The 15,873-nt window shown below is 71.8% G+C and carries 15 protein-coding genes; 4 read left to right on the top strand and 11 right to left on the bottom strand.

The features are described from left to right. Positions 1–261: 261 nt before the first annotated feature. The 8 genes from ABZW18_RS11910 to ligD form a co-directional block, all read right to left on the bottom strand. A complete protein-coding gene (locus tag ABZW18_RS11910) occupies positions 262–942 on the bottom strand; it encodes a helix-turn-helix domain-containing protein (RefSeq protein WP_356185614.1) in 681 nt (226 codons plus the stop codon). Between the two features lie 51 nt (positions 943–993). Then, the gene (locus ABZW18_RS11905) at positions 994–2,799 is read right to left on the bottom strand and encodes a TIGR03767 family metallophosphoesterase (protein WP_356185611.1); all 1,806 of its coding nucleotides are present in this window, start codon (positions 2,797–2,799) and stop codon (positions 994–996) included. 340 nt (positions 2,800–3,139) lie between these two features. Continuing rightward, complete coding sequence (locus ABZW18_RS11900; RefSeq protein WP_356185609.1) at positions 3,140–3,970, bottom strand: PP2C family protein-serine/threonine phosphatase; 831 nt, start codon at positions 3,968–3,970, stop codon at positions 3,140–3,142. A 193-nt stretch (positions 3,971–4,163) separates the two neighbouring features. Beyond that, positions 4,164–6,011, bottom strand: a complete 1,848-nt coding sequence (locus ABZW18_RS11895) for a glycoside hydrolase family 15 protein (RefSeq protein WP_356185645.1) — start codon at positions 6,009–6,011, stop codon at positions 4,164–4,166. A gap of 204 nt (positions 6,012–6,215) precedes the next feature. Beyond that, positions 6,216–6,977 carry a L,D-transpeptidase family protein gene (locus tag ABZW18_RS11890; RefSeq protein ID WP_356185607.1) on the bottom strand — a complete coding sequence of 254 codons (762 nt, stop codon included), beginning with the start codon at positions 6,975–6,977 and terminating at the stop codon, positions 6,216–6,218. Continuing rightward, entirely contained in the window at positions 6,974–7,249 is a 276-nt protein-coding gene (locus tag ABZW18_RS11885; RefSeq protein WP_356185604.1) for a hypothetical protein, read from the bottom strand. The genes ABZW18_RS11890 and ABZW18_RS11885 overlap by 4 nt, the downstream gene beginning before the upstream one ends. Before the next feature lie 242 nt (positions 7,250–7,491). After that, the gene (locus ABZW18_RS11880) at positions 7,492–8,370 is read right to left on the bottom strand and encodes an ATP-dependent DNA ligase (protein WP_356185642.1); all 879 of its coding nucleotides are present in this window, start codon (positions 8,368–8,370) and stop codon (positions 7,492–7,494) included. Between the two features lie 53 nt (positions 8,371–8,423). Then, positions 8,424–9,323 carry a non-homologous end-joining DNA ligase gene (ligD, locus tag ABZW18_RS11875; protein ID WP_356185601.1) on the bottom strand — a complete coding sequence of 300 codons (900 nt, stop codon included), beginning with the start codon at positions 9,321–9,323 and terminating at the stop codon, positions 8,424–8,426. Between the two features lie 30 nt (positions 9,324–9,353). Here ligD and ABZW18_RS11870 point away from each other — a divergent pair, with 30 nt between their 5' ends. Then, on the top strand, positions 9,354–10,457 hold the full coding sequence (locus ABZW18_RS11870; RefSeq protein WP_356185598.1) for a Ku protein: 1,104 nt from the start codon (positions 9,354–9,356) through the stop codon (positions 10,455–10,457). A gap of 16 nt (positions 10,458–10,473) precedes the next feature. Beyond that, the gene (locus tag ABZW18_RS11865) at positions 10,474–10,818 is read left to right on the top strand and encodes a hypothetical protein (RefSeq protein ID WP_356185648.1); all 345 of its coding nucleotides are present in this window, start codon (positions 10,474–10,476) and stop codon (positions 10,816–10,818) included. A 140-nt stretch (positions 10,819–10,958) separates the two neighbouring features. Here ABZW18_RS11865 and ABZW18_RS11860 read toward each other — a convergent pair whose 3' ends face one another. Continuing rightward, on the bottom strand, positions 10,959–11,630 hold the full coding sequence (locus tag ABZW18_RS11860; protein WP_356185595.1) for a VTT domain-containing protein: 672 nt from the start codon (positions 11,628–11,630) through the stop codon (positions 10,959–10,961). Between the two features lie 222 nt (positions 11,631–11,852). Here ABZW18_RS11860 and ABZW18_RS11855 point away from each other — a divergent pair, with 222 nt between their 5' ends. Beyond that, positions 11,853–12,455 (top strand): superoxide dismutase family protein, encoded by a 603-nt coding sequence (locus tag ABZW18_RS11855; RefSeq protein ID WP_356185592.1) that lies wholly within the window; start codon positions 11,853–11,855, stop codon positions 12,453–12,455. Between the two features lie 47 nt (positions 12,456–12,502). Here the strand turns inward: ABZW18_RS11855 and ABZW18_RS11850 are convergent, their stop codons facing one another. Next, the gene (locus tag ABZW18_RS11850) at positions 12,503–12,973 is read right to left on the bottom strand and encodes a DoxX family protein (protein ID WP_356185589.1); all 471 of its coding nucleotides are present in this window, start codon (positions 12,971–12,973) and stop codon (positions 12,503–12,505) included. Between the two features lie 368 nt (positions 12,974–13,341). Continuing rightward, positions 13,342–15,507, bottom strand: coding sequence for an FAD/NAD(P)-binding protein (locus tag ABZW18_RS11845; protein WP_356185587.1), 2,166 nt, complete (start codon positions 15,505–15,507; stop codon positions 13,342–13,344). Positions 15,508–15,672: 165 nt separating this feature from the next. Between ABZW18_RS11845 and ABZW18_RS11840 the strand changes: the two genes are divergently transcribed. Further along, on the top strand, positions 15,673–15,873 hold a 201-nt coding region (locus tag ABZW18_RS11840), incomplete at its 3' end, for a hypothetical protein (RefSeq protein ID WP_356185584.1).

The following is a 15,873-nucleotide window of genomic DNA, read 5'->3' as shown; positions in this document are numbered from 1 at the left end:
ATGGGCGTCGGAGTGGTGAGCGGGCCTGCACTGGCGTGGTGCTGCCGGGCCGCGGGGGGGGGGGGCCCCCGCCCCGGGCGGGGGGGGGGGCCGGGGGTCCAAGCCCGGGCCGCCCCCCTCGTCTGTCCTTCATGACCTGCTCTGACGCTCGGAGGCGGCGGGGCCAACGAGTTGAGTGCTGCGGTTACTTCCGCAGCGCGAACGGCTCGCAGCCCTGGATGGTGACCGTGCCGTCGCCCGTGTCGAGCCGCTGCGCGGTCCTTACTGGCGTCCCGGTCGCGGCGTGCCCAGCTCCTGCAGGACGTCGCCGAACTGGTCGAGAGTGAACGGCGGAACGGGGAGGGGGCGGGCGGCTTCGGTGCGGAGGCCGTCGAGAAGGAGGGCGAGATGGCGGCGCCAGGAGTCGGGCACGACGGTGGCGGCGGCCGGGACGACTCTGCCCAGGGCGGCCAGCGCGAACAGAAGATCCTCGGTGACGACGTCGTCCCGCATCGTGCCCTGGTCCTGGGCACGGCGGATCAGGATGCTGATCGTCTCGTGATGGTGCGACCGGAGGGCGTCGAGCGAGGTGATTCCCTCGATGCCCGTCGTCATCAGGTCGTTGGCGCCCCGGTCGGTGGCCAGCCCTTCGAAGATGCGCTCCAGGTAGCCGGTGAAGGCCGCCCAGGCGTCGTCGCCCTTCCGGGCTTCCTCGCCCGCCCGCAGGGTGGCGGTCAGCGCGTCGTGGAAGACCTCCTCGATGAGCGCCGCGCGCGTCGGGAACCGCCGGTAGAGGGTGGCGTTGCCGACTCCGGCCCGACGGGCGATCTCGTCCAGCGGCGCGTCCACGCCCTGCTCGGCGTAGATCTCCCGAGCGGCTGCGATCAACAGATCCTTGTTGCGCTGCGCGTCCCGCCGCAGTGGTGCGGGCCCGTTCGTTCTGCTGTCCTTGCCGGCGCCCATGGGGCTGCACCCTAGCAACCCGCCGGCCCGACCGGGCGGGAGCTGCACCGGCTACGGGCGCGGTACGAGCAGCTCCGTATTGCCGTCGGCAGCCCCGCCCGCCAGGCCCTCACGGACACCGGGGGCGTTGAACGAAAGCTCCCTGTACAGCGACGCCAGGCCTACGGCCGACAGGTCCTCGAAGTCGGTCCGGTGGGGCGCCGCGGATTCGATGAGCGTGGTGAGCAGGGAGAGCGTCCCATCCTGGTTGTCGACCAGTTCGATCACGCGAGCGTGGTGCGGATAGTCGACGTGGGAGGCGGTGTTGACCTCCCAGAAGGAGCGCTTCGGGGTCGGGTGGGCGTGCGGCGTGATCCGGTTCGCATGGCTGTGGCCGTTGATCCACGCCACCACGTTGGGGAACCGGCTGAGCAGGGCGATCAGTTCCTCGCCGTCGTGCCGCTCCTCTCCGGAGTCCGTAGCGTCGGGGCGCCGCTGCATGGTGGGGCTGTTGTGGTGGCTGAAGACCAGGACACGGGCGTCGTCGGCCCCGGTATTGCGCACCAGCCGGCCGTCGGCGTCGTAGGAGCGGGAGCTGTGCGAGGCCAGCGTCCGCTCCAGCCAGCGCAGTTGACCGGTGCCGAGCGAGCCCTCGTAGTGGCCGCTGCGGTACGTGGTGTCGAGGCTGATGCCGATGACGTCCTCGGCGACCTTGAACGAGTAGTACATACGGTCGCCGTCGAGGTTGGCGGCCGTGTATCCGTGGCCGACGGGGCCGGCCCCGGCGTAGGCGGGGTCGAGGTGCGCGGTCAGGTACTCGTACGGAGTGAACGGCTTGCGGCGCTCGTCGGCGGTGACCGTCCGTGCCTTCGGCGCGTAGGCGCTCAGGATGCCCTTGAGCACCTCGGCCTTGGGGTCGTCGCCCGTTTTCAGCGCACTCGACAGGGCGGCCAGGTCGGAGTCCGGGACGGTGAACAGCTTGCGGGCTCCGGTGACGAAGTCGGTCAGCGCCGGCTCGTCCGGGGCCCAGCACCCGCCGGGCAGGTCGTCGTGGTTACCGACCGTGGAGTACCAGGGAATACCCAGGCCGGGGCTGGTGACCGGGCGCCTCGCGGCTTCCAGGAAACCGGGTATCCGCGGCAGGCCGAGCTTCTTGTCGTTGTCGCGCAGGCTGTCGTCGGGGTGCCAGTACAAGGGGAGACCGGAATCCTGCACGCCCTCGTACGACGTGACGTCGCCGGTGTCGGGCGTGATCCGGCCGCCGCTCATGACGCGCAGAAACCACTCCAGTTCGATCGAGGAGTTGTTGTCGATGTTGTCGCCGGTGGTTATCACGAACTCGAGCGGGCTGCGGGTGTGCGGGCCCCGGCCGAGCGCGTTGACCTGCTCCACCAGTGAGACGGACCCCGCCACCGAGAGCGCCTCCTGCGGCCGCCACGCGCCCGGCGCCTGCGCGCGTAGATACTCCAGGCGCAACGGGCTCTGCACATCGGCCACATGGAGGTCGGTGAACTGGACGAAGCACGCCAGGGCGGTACGCCGGTCCTGTCGCCCGGCCGCGGGGGCCGCCAGTTCGCTCCGTACCACCAGGGGCAGCCCGGGGCCGGAGACCAGCCGCCGGTAGCCACCGCCGCTTCCGCCACCGCCCCCACCGCGGAGCTGCGCCGCGGTCTCGAGCGTCGTCGCCGCGCAGGGAGGGGCGCGCCGGGTCACCGGCCGGGGCGCGGCGGGCCGGGACGTGGCCGCCGTCTTCGCGGTGGGCGAGGCAGGGGCGCTGCTGCGCTGCCCGGGTATCGCTGTCCACGCCGCGCCGGTTCCCGCTACGGCGGCGCCGGAGGTGAGCAGGAAGTGTCGGCGGTTGATGGCGGAGCCGGTCATGGGGTCCCTCCGGTGCCGTGGTCGACGGCGTCGGCAGTACCGGCAACGTCCGCGGCGCCGGCAACATCGATAAATCGCTAAGCGGACTCATTCATTCGGGATCCTGGGCAGCGGGAATGGCCTGTTCTTTAACGACACCGGAACGCGGAACGCCGGGCGACGGTCGAAATGCCGGGCGATGGCCGGCGGCCCACGGCCACGGCGGTGAGCATCCGCAGCGCGCCGAACCCTCACGCTCTGCAACCCCGCGCCCTGCCCGCGCGCCCAGCCCCCTCGCCCCGCCCCCGGCTACGCGCGAGGTCCTCGCCCGGGGGCGGGCGGACCACCACATCGGCCGGCTCTACAGTGCGCCCCCGGCCCCTGCATGGCGGAGTACGAGAACGGCGGCGTCGTCCGCATGGCCGGTCAGCGCGGCCAGTTCGATCATCTCGGCGGCCAGTAGATCGGGGTCGGAGTGGAAGCCGGCGCCGACCACCTCGGCCGCCCGTTCCAGTCCGCTCTCGATCGGGAAGGAGGGGCCTTCCACCACCCCATCGGTGAACAGGACGAAGGCTCCCTCGTGCATGAGCAGGTGCCGGGTCACCGGATATCTCTCCCCGGTCTGTATCCCCAAGGGCAGGCCGCCCTCGTCCAGAACGATGGCCGCCAGCCCGTCGGCAGTGCACCAGATCGCCGGAACGTGACCGGCACGGGCGCTGGCAAGCTCGAGACGGGACGGGTGGAAGCGGAGAAGGCAGCACGTCACGAAGAGGTCGGTGCCCATCGAGACCAGCAGCTCGTTGGCCATGCCCAGGATCTCGCCCGGATCGGTGGTGGAGAGGGCGAGGGCGCGCAGCGTCGCACGGATCTGCCCCATGACGGCGGCCGATTCCACACCGTGCCCCTGCACATCACCGATGGCGAACGCGAGCGAGTTGTCCGGCATCCAGAACACGTCGTACCAGTCGCCGCCGATGTCCAGACCGTCCTGGGCGGGGGCGTAGCGTGCCGCGGTCCGCAGGCCGGGCAGATCCGGAAGTTCCACCGGGAGGAGACTGTGCTGCAGTGCGACAGCCAGTTCCACCCGGGCCTGACGCAGCTTGCTCTGCGCGACGACCTGGCCGGTGAGCTTTCCCAGGGTGTCCAAGAGCTCATCGTCGCTCGCCGACGGGCGGGGGCGTTGGAGAGCCATCTGCCGCTCCGGGATGCTTCGGTACGTGCCATTTGATACGTTACGCCCCTTCGTTCGATTGCCCCCCGTACGGTTGCGTTCTTGCAGGCCAGGCCTACGGCAGCCGAGCCTGCGCCTGGGCGTGCCCGATGGGCCCAGCCGCCGCTCCCCGGGCGGGGCTTCGAAAAGGGCTGGGCTTCGACAGGGGACAGTCCTAGCCGAGCGCGCGGTCGAGGTTGAAGGCGGCGCTGATCAGTGCCAGGTGGGTGAAGGCCTGGGGGAAGTTGCCGTGCTGCTCGCCGGTGTGGCCGATCTCCTCCGCGTAGAGGCCGAGGTGGTTGGCGTAGGTGAGCATCTTCTCGAACGCGAGCCGGGCATCGTCCTGCCGCCCTGCGCGGGAGAGCGCCTCGACGTACCAGAACGAGCAGATCGAGAACGTGCCCTCCTCGCCCCGCAACCCGTCCGGGCTGGCCTGCGGGTCGTAGCGGTAGACCAGGGAGTCCGACACCAGCTCCTCGCCGAGTGCGTCCAGCGTGGAGAGCCATTTCGGATCGGTCGGGGAGATGAACTTGGCCAGCGGCATCATCAGGAGGGAGGCGTCGAGGACGTCGTCGCCCTCGTGCTGGACGAAGGCGCGCCGCTCCGTGGACCAGCCGCGCGTCATGATCTGCCGGTAGATCGCGTCGCGGGCCTGTCCCCAGCGCGTCACATCGGCGGGCAGGCCGCGGTGCATGGCCATCCGCATGGCCCGTTCGATCGCCACCCAGCACATCAGCCGCGAGTACAGGAAGTTCTTGCGTCCGCCGCGGGTCTCCCAGATGCCCTCGTCGGGCTGGTCCCAGTTGTCGCACACCCATTCGGCCAGCTTGCTCACGGTGTCCCAGTGCTCGCTGGAGATCGGCTCTCCCCACTTGTCGTAGAGGTAGAGGGAGTCGATCAGCGCTCCGTAGATGTCCAGTTGGAGCTGATCGACCGCGTTGTTGCCGACCCGTACCGGGGAGGAGCCCATATAGCCCTCGAGGTGGTGCAGCTCGCGCTCGGGCAGTTCGCGGCGCCCGTCGATGCCGTACATGATCTGCAACGGCCCCTCGGGGGACCCTTCGGTGAAGCCGATCCGCTCGGACAGGAAGTGCATGAAGGCCTTGGCCTCGTCGGTGAAGCCCAGCCGGAGGAGCGCGTAGACGCAGAAGGCGGCGTCGCGGATCCATACGTACCGGTAGTCCCAGTTGCGCTCGCCGCCGATCTGCTCGGGCAGGCTCGTTGTCGGCGCGGCCACGATGGCGCCGGTCGGCGCGTACGTGAGGAGCTTCAGGGTGAGCGCGGAGCGGTGCACCATCTCGCGCCAGCGCCCGCGGTAGCGCGACTTGGACAGCCAGCGCCGCCAGTACCGCACCGTGGCGGCGAACAGTTCCTCCGCCTCGGCCTGCGGACAGCCCCGCGGCATCACATCGCCGCCGACCTGGTCGAGGGCGAAGACGGCGGACTCGCCCTCGACCAGCTTGAACAGCGACGTGACGTCCGGGCCGTCGATGTCGAGCGGCGCGCTGGACGTCAGCGCGAGGGAGAGTGCCGGGGACTCGAAGAACGCCTGGCCGTACTCCATCCGCACCGTGTGGGCCTGCGCGCCGTACTCGAACCGGGGCGCCACGCGCGCGTGGAACGGCAGCGAGCCGCGTACGCAGACCACGCGCCGGATCAAACGGTGCCGCTCGGCCTCGCGGGAGTCGTCGATGATCGGCATGAAGTCCTGGACCTCGCCGACCCCGTCGTCCGCGAAGAAGCGGGTGATCAGCACATTGGTGTCGGGGAAGTAGAACTGCTTGGTGCGCGTCGGGACATCGGCGGCGAGCTCGAAGGAGCCGCCCCGGTCGGCGTCGAGGATCGAGGCGAAGATGCTGGGCGCGTCGAAGCGGCCGCAGCAGTACCAGTCGATGGTGCCGTTGCTTCCTACCAGAGCCGCGCTGCGAAGATCGCCGATCAGCCCGTGTTCGGCGATCGGCAGGTAACGGGGTGCGCCCGGGTCCCCGAAGCTGTGGCGGCCTCCGGAGGATTCACTGATCACACTGGACTCGGTAGTCACAGCGGCCTCCCTGGCATCGCCTTGCCCCGAAACCCGTACCGCCCTCACATGTCAGCCTAAGGGCAACACCGTCGACGTGGCAGCCGCGTGGGACCGTCACAGTCGAGGGCGTATTCGCACGTCACAGCCTCGCCGCGGTGACCGTACGATCGGCGGCCGAGCCCGTGAGAGCGGCCTCCGGTCCGGTCAGTAGCCGGTGATCGCTGTGCTGCCCGAGCGGGTGCCGATGGCGATGTGCGGCTCGTCCGCGGGGTCCGTCCAGGCCAGGATCTCCTTCATCGCCGCGGCAGGCACCGATACGCAGCCCGCTGTGGCACCGCGCCCGTTGACATGCAGGAAGATCCCCGCGCCGCGGTCCTTGACGGGCCGTGCGTAGTTGAAGCCGATCACCAGGGCCATGGCGTACTGGGTGCGGTACGAGGTCAGATGTTCGGCCTCGGACGCGGAGCAGTCCGGCGGCAGCGGCTCGACCCACCGGTTGTAGGACGTCGAGGAGTTGTCCTGGCACCACCAGGATTCGGTGGTGATCGCGCGGTACGGGACCGAGGTGCCGGCGGGAGCCTCCCCGGTGCCGAAGGCGAAGGGGAGGTCGTACAGCCCGGTCGGCGTGGTCGAGGTGCCCTGCTTCCGGGTGCTTCCCTCGGCCAGACCGTTGGCCCCGAAGCGCGCGGGGCTGGAGCCTGCCCGCACCCAGGTGCCGTTCCGCTTCTGCCACCACGACACGGTGCCGGTGGTGGACGCGAGGCCGGGAGCCTCGGCGGTGATCAGCTGGGTGCCCCCGCCGGTGTCGGCCATCCGGGCGGGCAGCGGGTCACCCGCGCCCCGGGGAGCCTCGGGGTCGTCGTCGTGGGCATCGGCGCTCGTGCCGGGCAGGAGGAGCAGGGCCGTCGCGAGACACAGGAGCGGGAACCGCAGGCGGAGGCGGAGGAGACGGGTGCTGTGGGTCATGGTGTCCGATCCGTGCCGAGGCGCCGGGGCGCCGAGGGCGTCGAGTGGCCGGCCGGGGGCCGGGCCGGGACGTTTTCCTTGTAGTGCCCGGGGCGCCCGAGAACGGAGTCGTCGGCGCGGGCCCGGTTCGCGGCGCTCTGGATCGGGGTCCCCTTGCCCGGGGAGACGATGTGCACGGTGCCGGGCGGATCGGCGGCCCCGGCCGCGCCGAAGCCACCGAGCAGAGGGGCCCGGCGAGCGCATGCGGCGGCGATGCGGGTGGGTGTGCCCACGATGTGAGCCTCCAGAGACATGAAGAAGCGGCCGTATTGGCCGTCGACCATGTATCTCGCGACATACCGGGGCAAAATCGGTTGTCCGGCAATTCATACCTGCGGCCCACCGCGTGTACGGCCATGTGGGCCGTAGGTGAACGCCGCGCTCGCACCGGACGCATTCCGGACCCTGACGGGGCGGGCAGGCGTGGGCAGGCGTGCAGGCGCGGGCAGGGGCGGGGGCCTTACGGCGGTGGATGTCAGCCGGGGGTGCGCAGCCGGATGACCGTGGTGATCGGGGTGCGGGTGGCGGTCCGGCTGACTTCGACCGTCAGGTCCGGGGGCACGGGGGTGTAGAGAATGCCGTCGGGCGTCTCCTGTACGTCCCCCGAGCGCTCGCCTCCGACCGAGGGCTCGCCCCCACGCTCGCCCCCACCCCCCTCCGGCAGGGCGGACAGCGCCTCGGCCAGCCCGGCCCGTACCCCCGGGGCCAGCGGCCCGGACACGACCGGCGTGTCGTCACCCGGCAGGATCAGGACCAGCGCTTTGGGGCGGGCGCGGGGGCCGGTCACCCCGATGACCACCGCGTCGCGTGTCTCCGAGTGCCGCAGCTTCTGCCAGTCCCGGCGGCCACCGCGATAGGGGTGGTCGAGCCGCTTCATCACCAGACCCTCGACGCCGACCTCGCGCAGCGTCTCGTACCAGGTCGCGGCCAGCTCCGGATCCGTGGTCACCGGCACGGCCTGGAGCGGCGGCCCGAGCGGCGAGAGCAGCTCGACCAGTCGGTCGCGGCGCTGCTCGTACGGCAGCCGCCGCAGATCCGACGCCCCGGCTGCCAGCAGGTCGAACGACGCGTAGGAAGCCGGGAGTTCGCGGGCCAGCGCGGCGGCGCGGGTCCGCCCGGCCATCGCGCGCTTCTGTACGGCGGCGAAGTCCGTACGCCCGCCCGTCCAGATGACCACCTCACCGTCGAGCACCGTCCCCTCCGGGAGCGCCTCCGCCGCGGCGGCGATGTCCGGGAAGGCGTCCGCGACCATGCGGCCCGAGCGGGCCTGGAGCAGCACGCCCTGCTCGGTGCGGAAGACGACCAGCCGGTGCCCGTCGAACTTCGGCTCGTACGCGTACCGGCCGTGCGCCATCACCTCCACCGAGCGCGCCAGCGCGACCCGTACGGGCGGCCGCAGCTGCGGGCTCACGCGGCCTCGGTGGGTGGCAGCGGGCGGGCGCGGCCGGGGTCGAGGAGCGGGGCGAGCAGATCCCCGGACCGCGCCACCCGCGAGGCGATGTCACCGGCCCGGAATACGAGCTGGTCCGCGTCCGTGCAGTCGGCGACCTCGTCCCAGGTGATGGGCGCGGACACGGTGGGGGCCGGGCGGGCACGCAGCGTGTAGGGGGCCGCAGTGGTCTTCGCCGCCGTGTTCTGGCTGTAGTCGACGAAGACCTTCCCCGGCCTCAGATGGCGGGCCATCCGGTGCACCACCAGACCGGGCAGCGCGCTCTCCGCCTCGACCGCGAGCGACTTGGCGTACGCGGTGACCCGCTCGGACGGTACGGGCTCCAGGGGAGCCAGGATGTGTAGGCCCTTCGCGCCGCTCGTCTTCGCGAGAAGCTCGAAGCCGTCCGCGGCGAGCCGGTCGCGCAGCCACTCGGCCACGGTGCAGCACTCGACGATCGTCGCCGGGGCCCCGGGGTCGAGGTCGAAGACCAGCCGGTCGGCCAGGCCGGGCTCGGCCGCCTTCCACTGCGGGGTGTGGAACTCGGTGACCAGGTTCGCCGCCCAGATCAGCGTCGGCAGGTCCTGGACGAGGACGTGCTCGCCGGTCTCGCCCGCGCCCGAGCGCGGCACGACGGCCGTCTTCACCCAGTCGGGCGTGCCGGGCGGCAGGTTCTTCGCGAAGAAGTGCTCACCCTCGGCGCCGTCCGGATAGCGCAGGAAGGAGAGCGGGCGGTCGCGGAGGTGGGGGAGCAGGACCTCGGCGTTGGTGGCGTAGTAGTGGAGCACCTCCGCCTTGGTGAAGCCGTTCGGATAGAGCACCTTGTCCAGGTTGCTGAGCGCCAGGCGCCGCCCCTCCACCTCCGTCATCTGCGACATACCATGAGAATCCCATGAAAGGGATGAATCATGCGATCCATCTGGAAAGGGTCTATTTCGTTTGGGCTGGTCAATATCCCCATCAAGGTGTTCGGAGCCACCGAGAGCCACTCGGTCTCGTTCCGCCAGGTGCACGCGAGAGACGGCGGCCGGATCCGCTATCGCAAAGTGTGTGAGCTGGACGACGAGGAGATTTCCAACGAGGAGATCACCAAGGCTTACGAGGCACCGGACGGCACCATCGTCCAGCTCACCGATGAGGACCTGGCCGCGCTGCCGCTGCCGACCGCCAAGACCGTCGAGATCCTGGCGTTCGTTCCCGCCGACAGCATCGACCCGCTCCAGCTGGACCGCTCGTACTACCTGGCCGCGGACGGCGCCGGCGCGGCGAAGCCGTACGTCCTGCTGCGTGAGGCCCTGAACCGCAGCCAGAAGGTGGCCGTCGCCAAGCTCGCGCTGCGCGGCCGCGAGACGCTCGGGATGCTCCGGGTCGTCGAGGACGCCCTCGCGATGCACACCATGCTGTGGCCCGACGAGATCCGGCAGCCCACGGGGGTCGCCCCGGAGACGAAGGTGACGGTACGGGACGCGGAGCTGGATCTGGCGGACACCCTCATGGACACCCTCGGCGAGCTGGACACCGAGGAGCTGCACGACGACTACCGGGAGGCGGTGGAGGCGCTGGTCACGGCGAAGTTGCAGGGGACCGAGCCCGAGCAGCCCGGAGTGCAGCCCGAGGGCGGCGGCAAGGTCATCGACCTGATGGCCGCCTTGGAGAACAGCGTCCGCGCCGCCCAGCACGGGCGGGGTGAGGGCGAGGAGGCCGCGGAGGGCGCCGGAGGCGCCGGGCGGCGACGGGCCGCCAAGACGCCCGCGCGGGGTGCGAAGAAGGCCGCGGCTTCCAGGCAGGCGGCGTCCGGCCGTTCCTCCGGCGCCTCGGGCGGGCGGAAGAGCACCGCCTCTGGGGCGAAGAAGGCGGCCTCGTCGCCCAAGGAGAGCAGCGGCAAGAAGAGCACCTCGGCGACGGCCAAGAAGACCGCAGCGAAGAAGACGACCGCCACGAAGTCGACGGCGTCGGCGGCGAAGAAGTCCACGACCAAGAAGACGGCCGCGAAGAAGCGCGCCTCGGCGTGATGAGGGAGGTGGCCTCATGCATGCCATGTACGAGATACGTGCGGAGCACGCGGCGCAGCCCGGGACCGGAACCGGGGCGGGGCCCGCGACCAGGGCCGGGCCCGGGGCGGGGGCGGCAGGGAGGAAGAGCCTGAGCGAGAGGATCGGACTCAGGCGGAAGAGCAGGCGTGAGCGCGAGGACCGGGACCTGGGGCCGGTGGAGCTCTGGCACATGGTCCGCAGTGACTTCTCCGCTACGACGGCCCTGTGCGGACGTGAACTCGACCCCCGTGCCGCCGCTCAGCCGGAGGACGCCTGGGGGATGACCAGGGAACCCTTCTGCCACACCTGCGGGGCCGTCTACCTGCGCCAGGTCCCCTGAGCCGGGTCCCTTGAGCCGGGTCAACGGCCGCGCCATCCGGGTGAGTCACCAACGTGCGAGGTCACCGACTTGCGGGTGCCCCGTCCGACGAGATGACCAAACCGGCGGGGTCACGTCCCGGTGGGGTCACGTCCCGGCGGTCAGCCGCCGGCTGGCCCAGCCGCCGCCGCGACCGCCGACTGCCGCGGCACGACCGGACGCCGGAGCGCGTACGCCGCCCCCGCGCCGGCCGCGAAGAGCGCGAGCACCGACACGGCCGTACCGAGCCAGGTGGCTCCGAGCCACTGCCCGCCGAAGTAGCCGAGGCTGACGCTGTATCCGGCCCAAGCCAGTCCGGCGAGCGCCGACCAGGGCAGGAACTCGGCGGCTCTGCGGTGCATGGCCCCGGCCCCGAGGCTCACCACCGACCGTCCGGCGGGTGCGAAACGAGCGATGAGGACGAGCATGCCGCCACCGCGCAGCAGCGCGGCGCCCAGCCGGTCCTGAGCCGCAGTCAGCCGACGGGAGCGGGCGATCGCACGGGAGAGCCGGTCGCCGCCGCGCCAGGCCAGCCGGTACGCGACCAGGTCGCCGACGCAGGAGGCGGTCGCGGCGCACAGCACCAGCACGAGCATGTCGGGAACCTCCGAGCTGCCGGCGCTCGCCGCACCGACGGCACCCGCTGCGGTCCTCGTGCCGGCGGCGGTGGTCGCGGCGGCGATCACCAGGACGCCACTCGGAAGGACGGGGACGAAGACGTCCAGCAGTACGGACAGAGCCACGATCACGTAGATCCAGGGGGTGACGGTCAACGACCCCAGGCTTTCCAGCAACGCTTCTCCCCTGTCCGGTCCCCCGCCGCGACGTCGCAGGGAAGCGGCAGGGGCGGCGTTACAGCCATACAGCGTACGCCCGCTCGAGGGGGATAGATCGGCCGGGGTGAGCCGTGTTGTTCGAATCGCTGTCACCCGGACGCAGGATGCGGGCGTTGCCCGCGGCGGGGAACGGTAAGTGCGGCGAAACGTACCAATCGGCGGCAGTTGAGGGAGTGCGAGATGGCTTCAGTAAACCGTGCGGCAGTGGCGGGAGCGGCGGCAGTGGCGATGGCGGTGTCCGTCGGACTTGCCGGCGGTGCGACCCCGGCGGTTGCCGGCGGGAAGGACTGGATCCATGCCTGGGGCCGGTTCGCGCCGTGGGACAAGGACTTCAAGCCGGGCGCGGTCACGTATGACACCGATGCGGTGCCCGCCGGGGCGTCGATCGATGTGGAGAAGTCGGCGGATTCGTCGGGCACGACCGTCCGGGTCCGGCTGAAGGGGATCGAGGCCGACCGTGCGTTCGACGTGCGTGTCCACACCGGACCCTGCGGCGCGCTTCCGGACGACTCGGGCCAGCGCTACCAGGACCGGGTGGACCCCAAGCAGCCCTCCGTCGACCCGGCTTTCGCCAACCGGCGCAACGAGGTCTGGCTGAATTTCACCACGGACCGGAAGGGGGCCGGGGAGGCGGTCTCGCACAACGCCTGGCGGTTCCGGCCGGGCAAGGCGGGGTCGGTGGTGCTGCACGGGCGGACGACGGCCCGCGGCGGGCACGGTGAAGCCCCCGCCGCGGAAGAGCGGTTGGCCTGCTTCACCGTGCCGTTCGGCGCGAAGAGATAGCTTCCGGCGGGTGCGCCCCGCGGGCGCACCCGGCCGGTGCTCCGGACTCAGGCGGCGCTGGGCTCGCCCTGGGCCTGCGGGGCCGCCGCGGGGAGTGTGCGCTCGGCGCCCACGAGCCGGTCCAGCGCCCAGGCGCCGGGCCCGGTGAAGACGATGAGCAGGAAGGCCCAGCAGAACATCGCGGAGGGCTCGCCGCCGTTCTGCAACGGCCAAAGGCCCTCGCCCTGGTGGACGGAGAAGTAGGCGTACGCCATCGACCCGGACGAGATCAGCGCGGCGATCCTGGTGCCGAGGCCGAGCGCCACCAGGGCGCCGCCGACGAGCTGTATGACCGCGGCGTACCAGCCGGGCCAGGCGCCGGCGGGGACGGTGCCGCCGCCCATCGCGCCGCCGAGTATGCCGAACAGCGAGGCGGCGCCGTGGCAGGCGAAGAGCAGGCCGACGACGCCGCGGAAGAGCGCGAGCGCGTACGGCTGCGCGCTGTCGGCGCGGGCGGTGAGGGGGGTTCCGGAAGGCATGACGAAGGACTCCTTCGGTGGGGACGAACCGATGAGAGGCTCAGATTAGGGTGGCCTAATTAATACTTGCAAGTTCAACATCTGATCCGGGGTCGGTTTCCGCACGGTTGTCCGGACTCTCGGGGGAGGTTGGGGCGGCGGGCGTACGCGGTGCGGCCCGGGGCGCGGCGCATCTGTCCGTGTCGGTGACGCCGCGGTGTCGGCCCTGTCTTCGCCCTCCCGGTCCGCCGGGGGTGACGGCACGCGCGAACGATCGGCGTAGCACGATGCCGTACACCGCCGACACCGCCGACACCGCGGACGACCGGACATGGGGGCACTCGAGCGGGGTTATCGAGTCGAGCCGACGCCGAATCGGGCGCCGGCCGTCATGACCCGGTGTGCGTGCCTGCCAGTTGGGTGTCCTTCGGCTGCGGGGCATCGGCTTCGTGAGCTCGTGCCGGGGTTCCGGATGGGCGCGGGCCGGTGGTGCGCAGCGCGGCTCGTGCCACGGCGTCGGCGTCGGACAGCGTCACCGAGTTGACGCCGGGCCGGGCACCCGCCGCCGTCACCCAGTGCACGCCCTCGGTCGGTATCCCGACCGCGAACCGCCGTGGATGCGGGCGCCCTTCCCGGTCGATCAGCCGGTACGGCCGCACGGTGACGTCCAGCCCGCCCGTCTCGTAGCCATCGGTCACATGAGGGCGGCACGCGCCGGTCCTCAACAGCCCTGCCAGCAGCGGGTCGTCGGTGCGGCGCAGATCCGGCTCGGGCAGCCGGGCCTCGATCAGCGTCGTCGCCGTCACGGCGGAACCCGGGACATGGGGGGAGTGCGCCGTGAATCCGCGCCCGCCTCCGGGCGTGCCGAGTCGTATCTCCAGCCCGGGCCCGATCACGTCGAGGATGCCCGCTTCGATCAGCGCGGCCATCTCCTCGATCCGGCGCCTCGGCGGGCCGATCGAGAGAAAGGCGTTGAGCGGGGTGTACCAGCGGTCGAGGTGGTCGCGGCGGGACAGGCCGGAGAGCCCGGCGTGATCGACGATCTGGCGCAGTTCGTTGCGCAGGTCCCGCAGCACATCGAGCGCGGCCTTGACCGGTCCGGCGACATTGCCGAGCCGGGCGTGCTCCGCGTCCGCCCGCAGATGTCCGAGCAGCCATGCGCGGAAGTCCTCCGGGCCGCCGAAGGCCCGCCCACCGTGCGGCCGCGCGAGGTCGTCCCACGACCACCGCACGTCCGTGGCGATCCCGAACTCGTCCAGGACAGCGGCCTCTTCGGCGCTGCCGTGGGGAGCGGCGAGAAAGCGCTCGCGGAACCGGCGCGCGCCGCCGAGCGCCGACCCGACCGCCGAATCGACTGCAGGGCCGACGGAGGGGCCGGGCGCCGGTCCGAACGCCGGTCCGCCTACCGGCAAGCCGACCGCGGGCTCGAGTGCCGAGTCGACCGCGGGCTCGAGCGCCGAGCCGACCGCGGGTCCGCCGACCGGTGAGCCGACGGCGGGTCCGACCGGCGAGCCGACCGCCGCTCGTGTCGCAGCCAGCGCCTCGTAGTAGACCGTCTCGATCTCCTTCGCGACCAGCGGCCACACCTCGGACAGGAAGTCGGGGAAGTCGCCCGCCTCCGCCCGGGTGCGGAAGGACGCGATCACCGCGGGGGTCAGCAGCAGCGGCTCGTGGCGGCCCCACGGCCCCTTCTCGTTGTCGCCGCGCGCGTGGTACGGGATTCCGCGACGTGAACCCGCGTGCAGGCGGGGCTCACTGCCCGAGGGGCGGTAGCGAAGCGAGCCGTCCGCCCCCGTGGTGTACGTGCCGCCGCGCCCCGTCGTCAGAAGGGCGACGTGGTCGAAGAAGTTGAGGCCGAGGCCGCGCAGCAACACCGCCTCGCCCGGGGCGATCCGGGACAGGTCGACGTCGGCCGGGTTCGCGGGCGGGAGGTGCCGCAGCCCGTGAGCCGCGGCGTACGAGGAGACGCGCTCCTCCGCCTCCCCGGGCACCACCGGCAGATGACCCTGGGCGAGCACGACCGCCGACAGGCCACCCAGCTCGCGTCCGTCCTCCAGGACGAGCGCCTGGGCGCCGTCCGCGTGTTCCTCCAGCCGTACGGCGCGCGCCGGATGGACCTCCACCGTCACCGATCCGGGCGCTCCGCCCACCACCCGACGGAACACCCACGCCAGGTAGCTGCCGTAGAAGGCACGGCTCGGATAGTCGTCGGGGCCCAGCGCCCGGGCCTCGGCCAGCAGCAGCGGATCGAGGTCCTCGCCGCTCAGGGAGAGCGCCCACTCGTACAGGCTGGGGCCCGGCCGCACCGGACCCTCGCATTGCACGCTGCTGTCCGTGAACAGGGTCACCTGCGAGGCCACCGTGTTCATCAGCAGCTCACGCGGCTGCGCGGTGCGCCACACGCGGCCAGGGCCGGGCGGTGCGGGATCCACCATGTGCACCGTCAGCCGGGCGTCGGGCAACAGCTCCGGGACCGAGGCACAGATCCGTTCCAGCACGCTCGTGCCGCGGGGGCCGGCGCCGACGACGGCTATGGCGTGGTGCTCTCCGGCCAAGACGGCTCTCCCGGGGCAGCTGGGGCAGGGTCCCCATCATGCCGTCCGCCCCAACGGGCCCGGAGTCCGGGGCAGGAGATCCGCGTCCGTTGTGGGACGGATCACTTTCGGCCAAGTCCTGTCCGGCCGGGAGGGGACGGAGCGCACCGAGGGCGGCGGACCACGTTGAGCGCGATCGATCACGAGCGGCCGATCACGCAGGGGCGGCCGACCCTCAATGGCCGACCACCAGCGGCCGGACCACGAGCAGCGGCCGAGCACGAGCACCTGGTCACGTCGAGGCGTGCAACCGAGCAGGTGCCGCCGATCGTGCCGAAGGCCGGGCCGACCCTGTGCGACCGGTCATGCGGAGGCCCGCCCGACCAG

The sequence above is a fragment of the Streptomyces sp. NPDC004647 genome (assembly GCF_040609575.1).
Taxonomy (GTDB): domain Bacteria; phylum Actinomycetota; class Actinomycetes; order Streptomycetales; family Streptomycetaceae; genus Streptomyces.
Note: the sequence above shows the minus strand (reverse complement) of the source record. Positions and strands in the feature narration are given on the sequence as shown.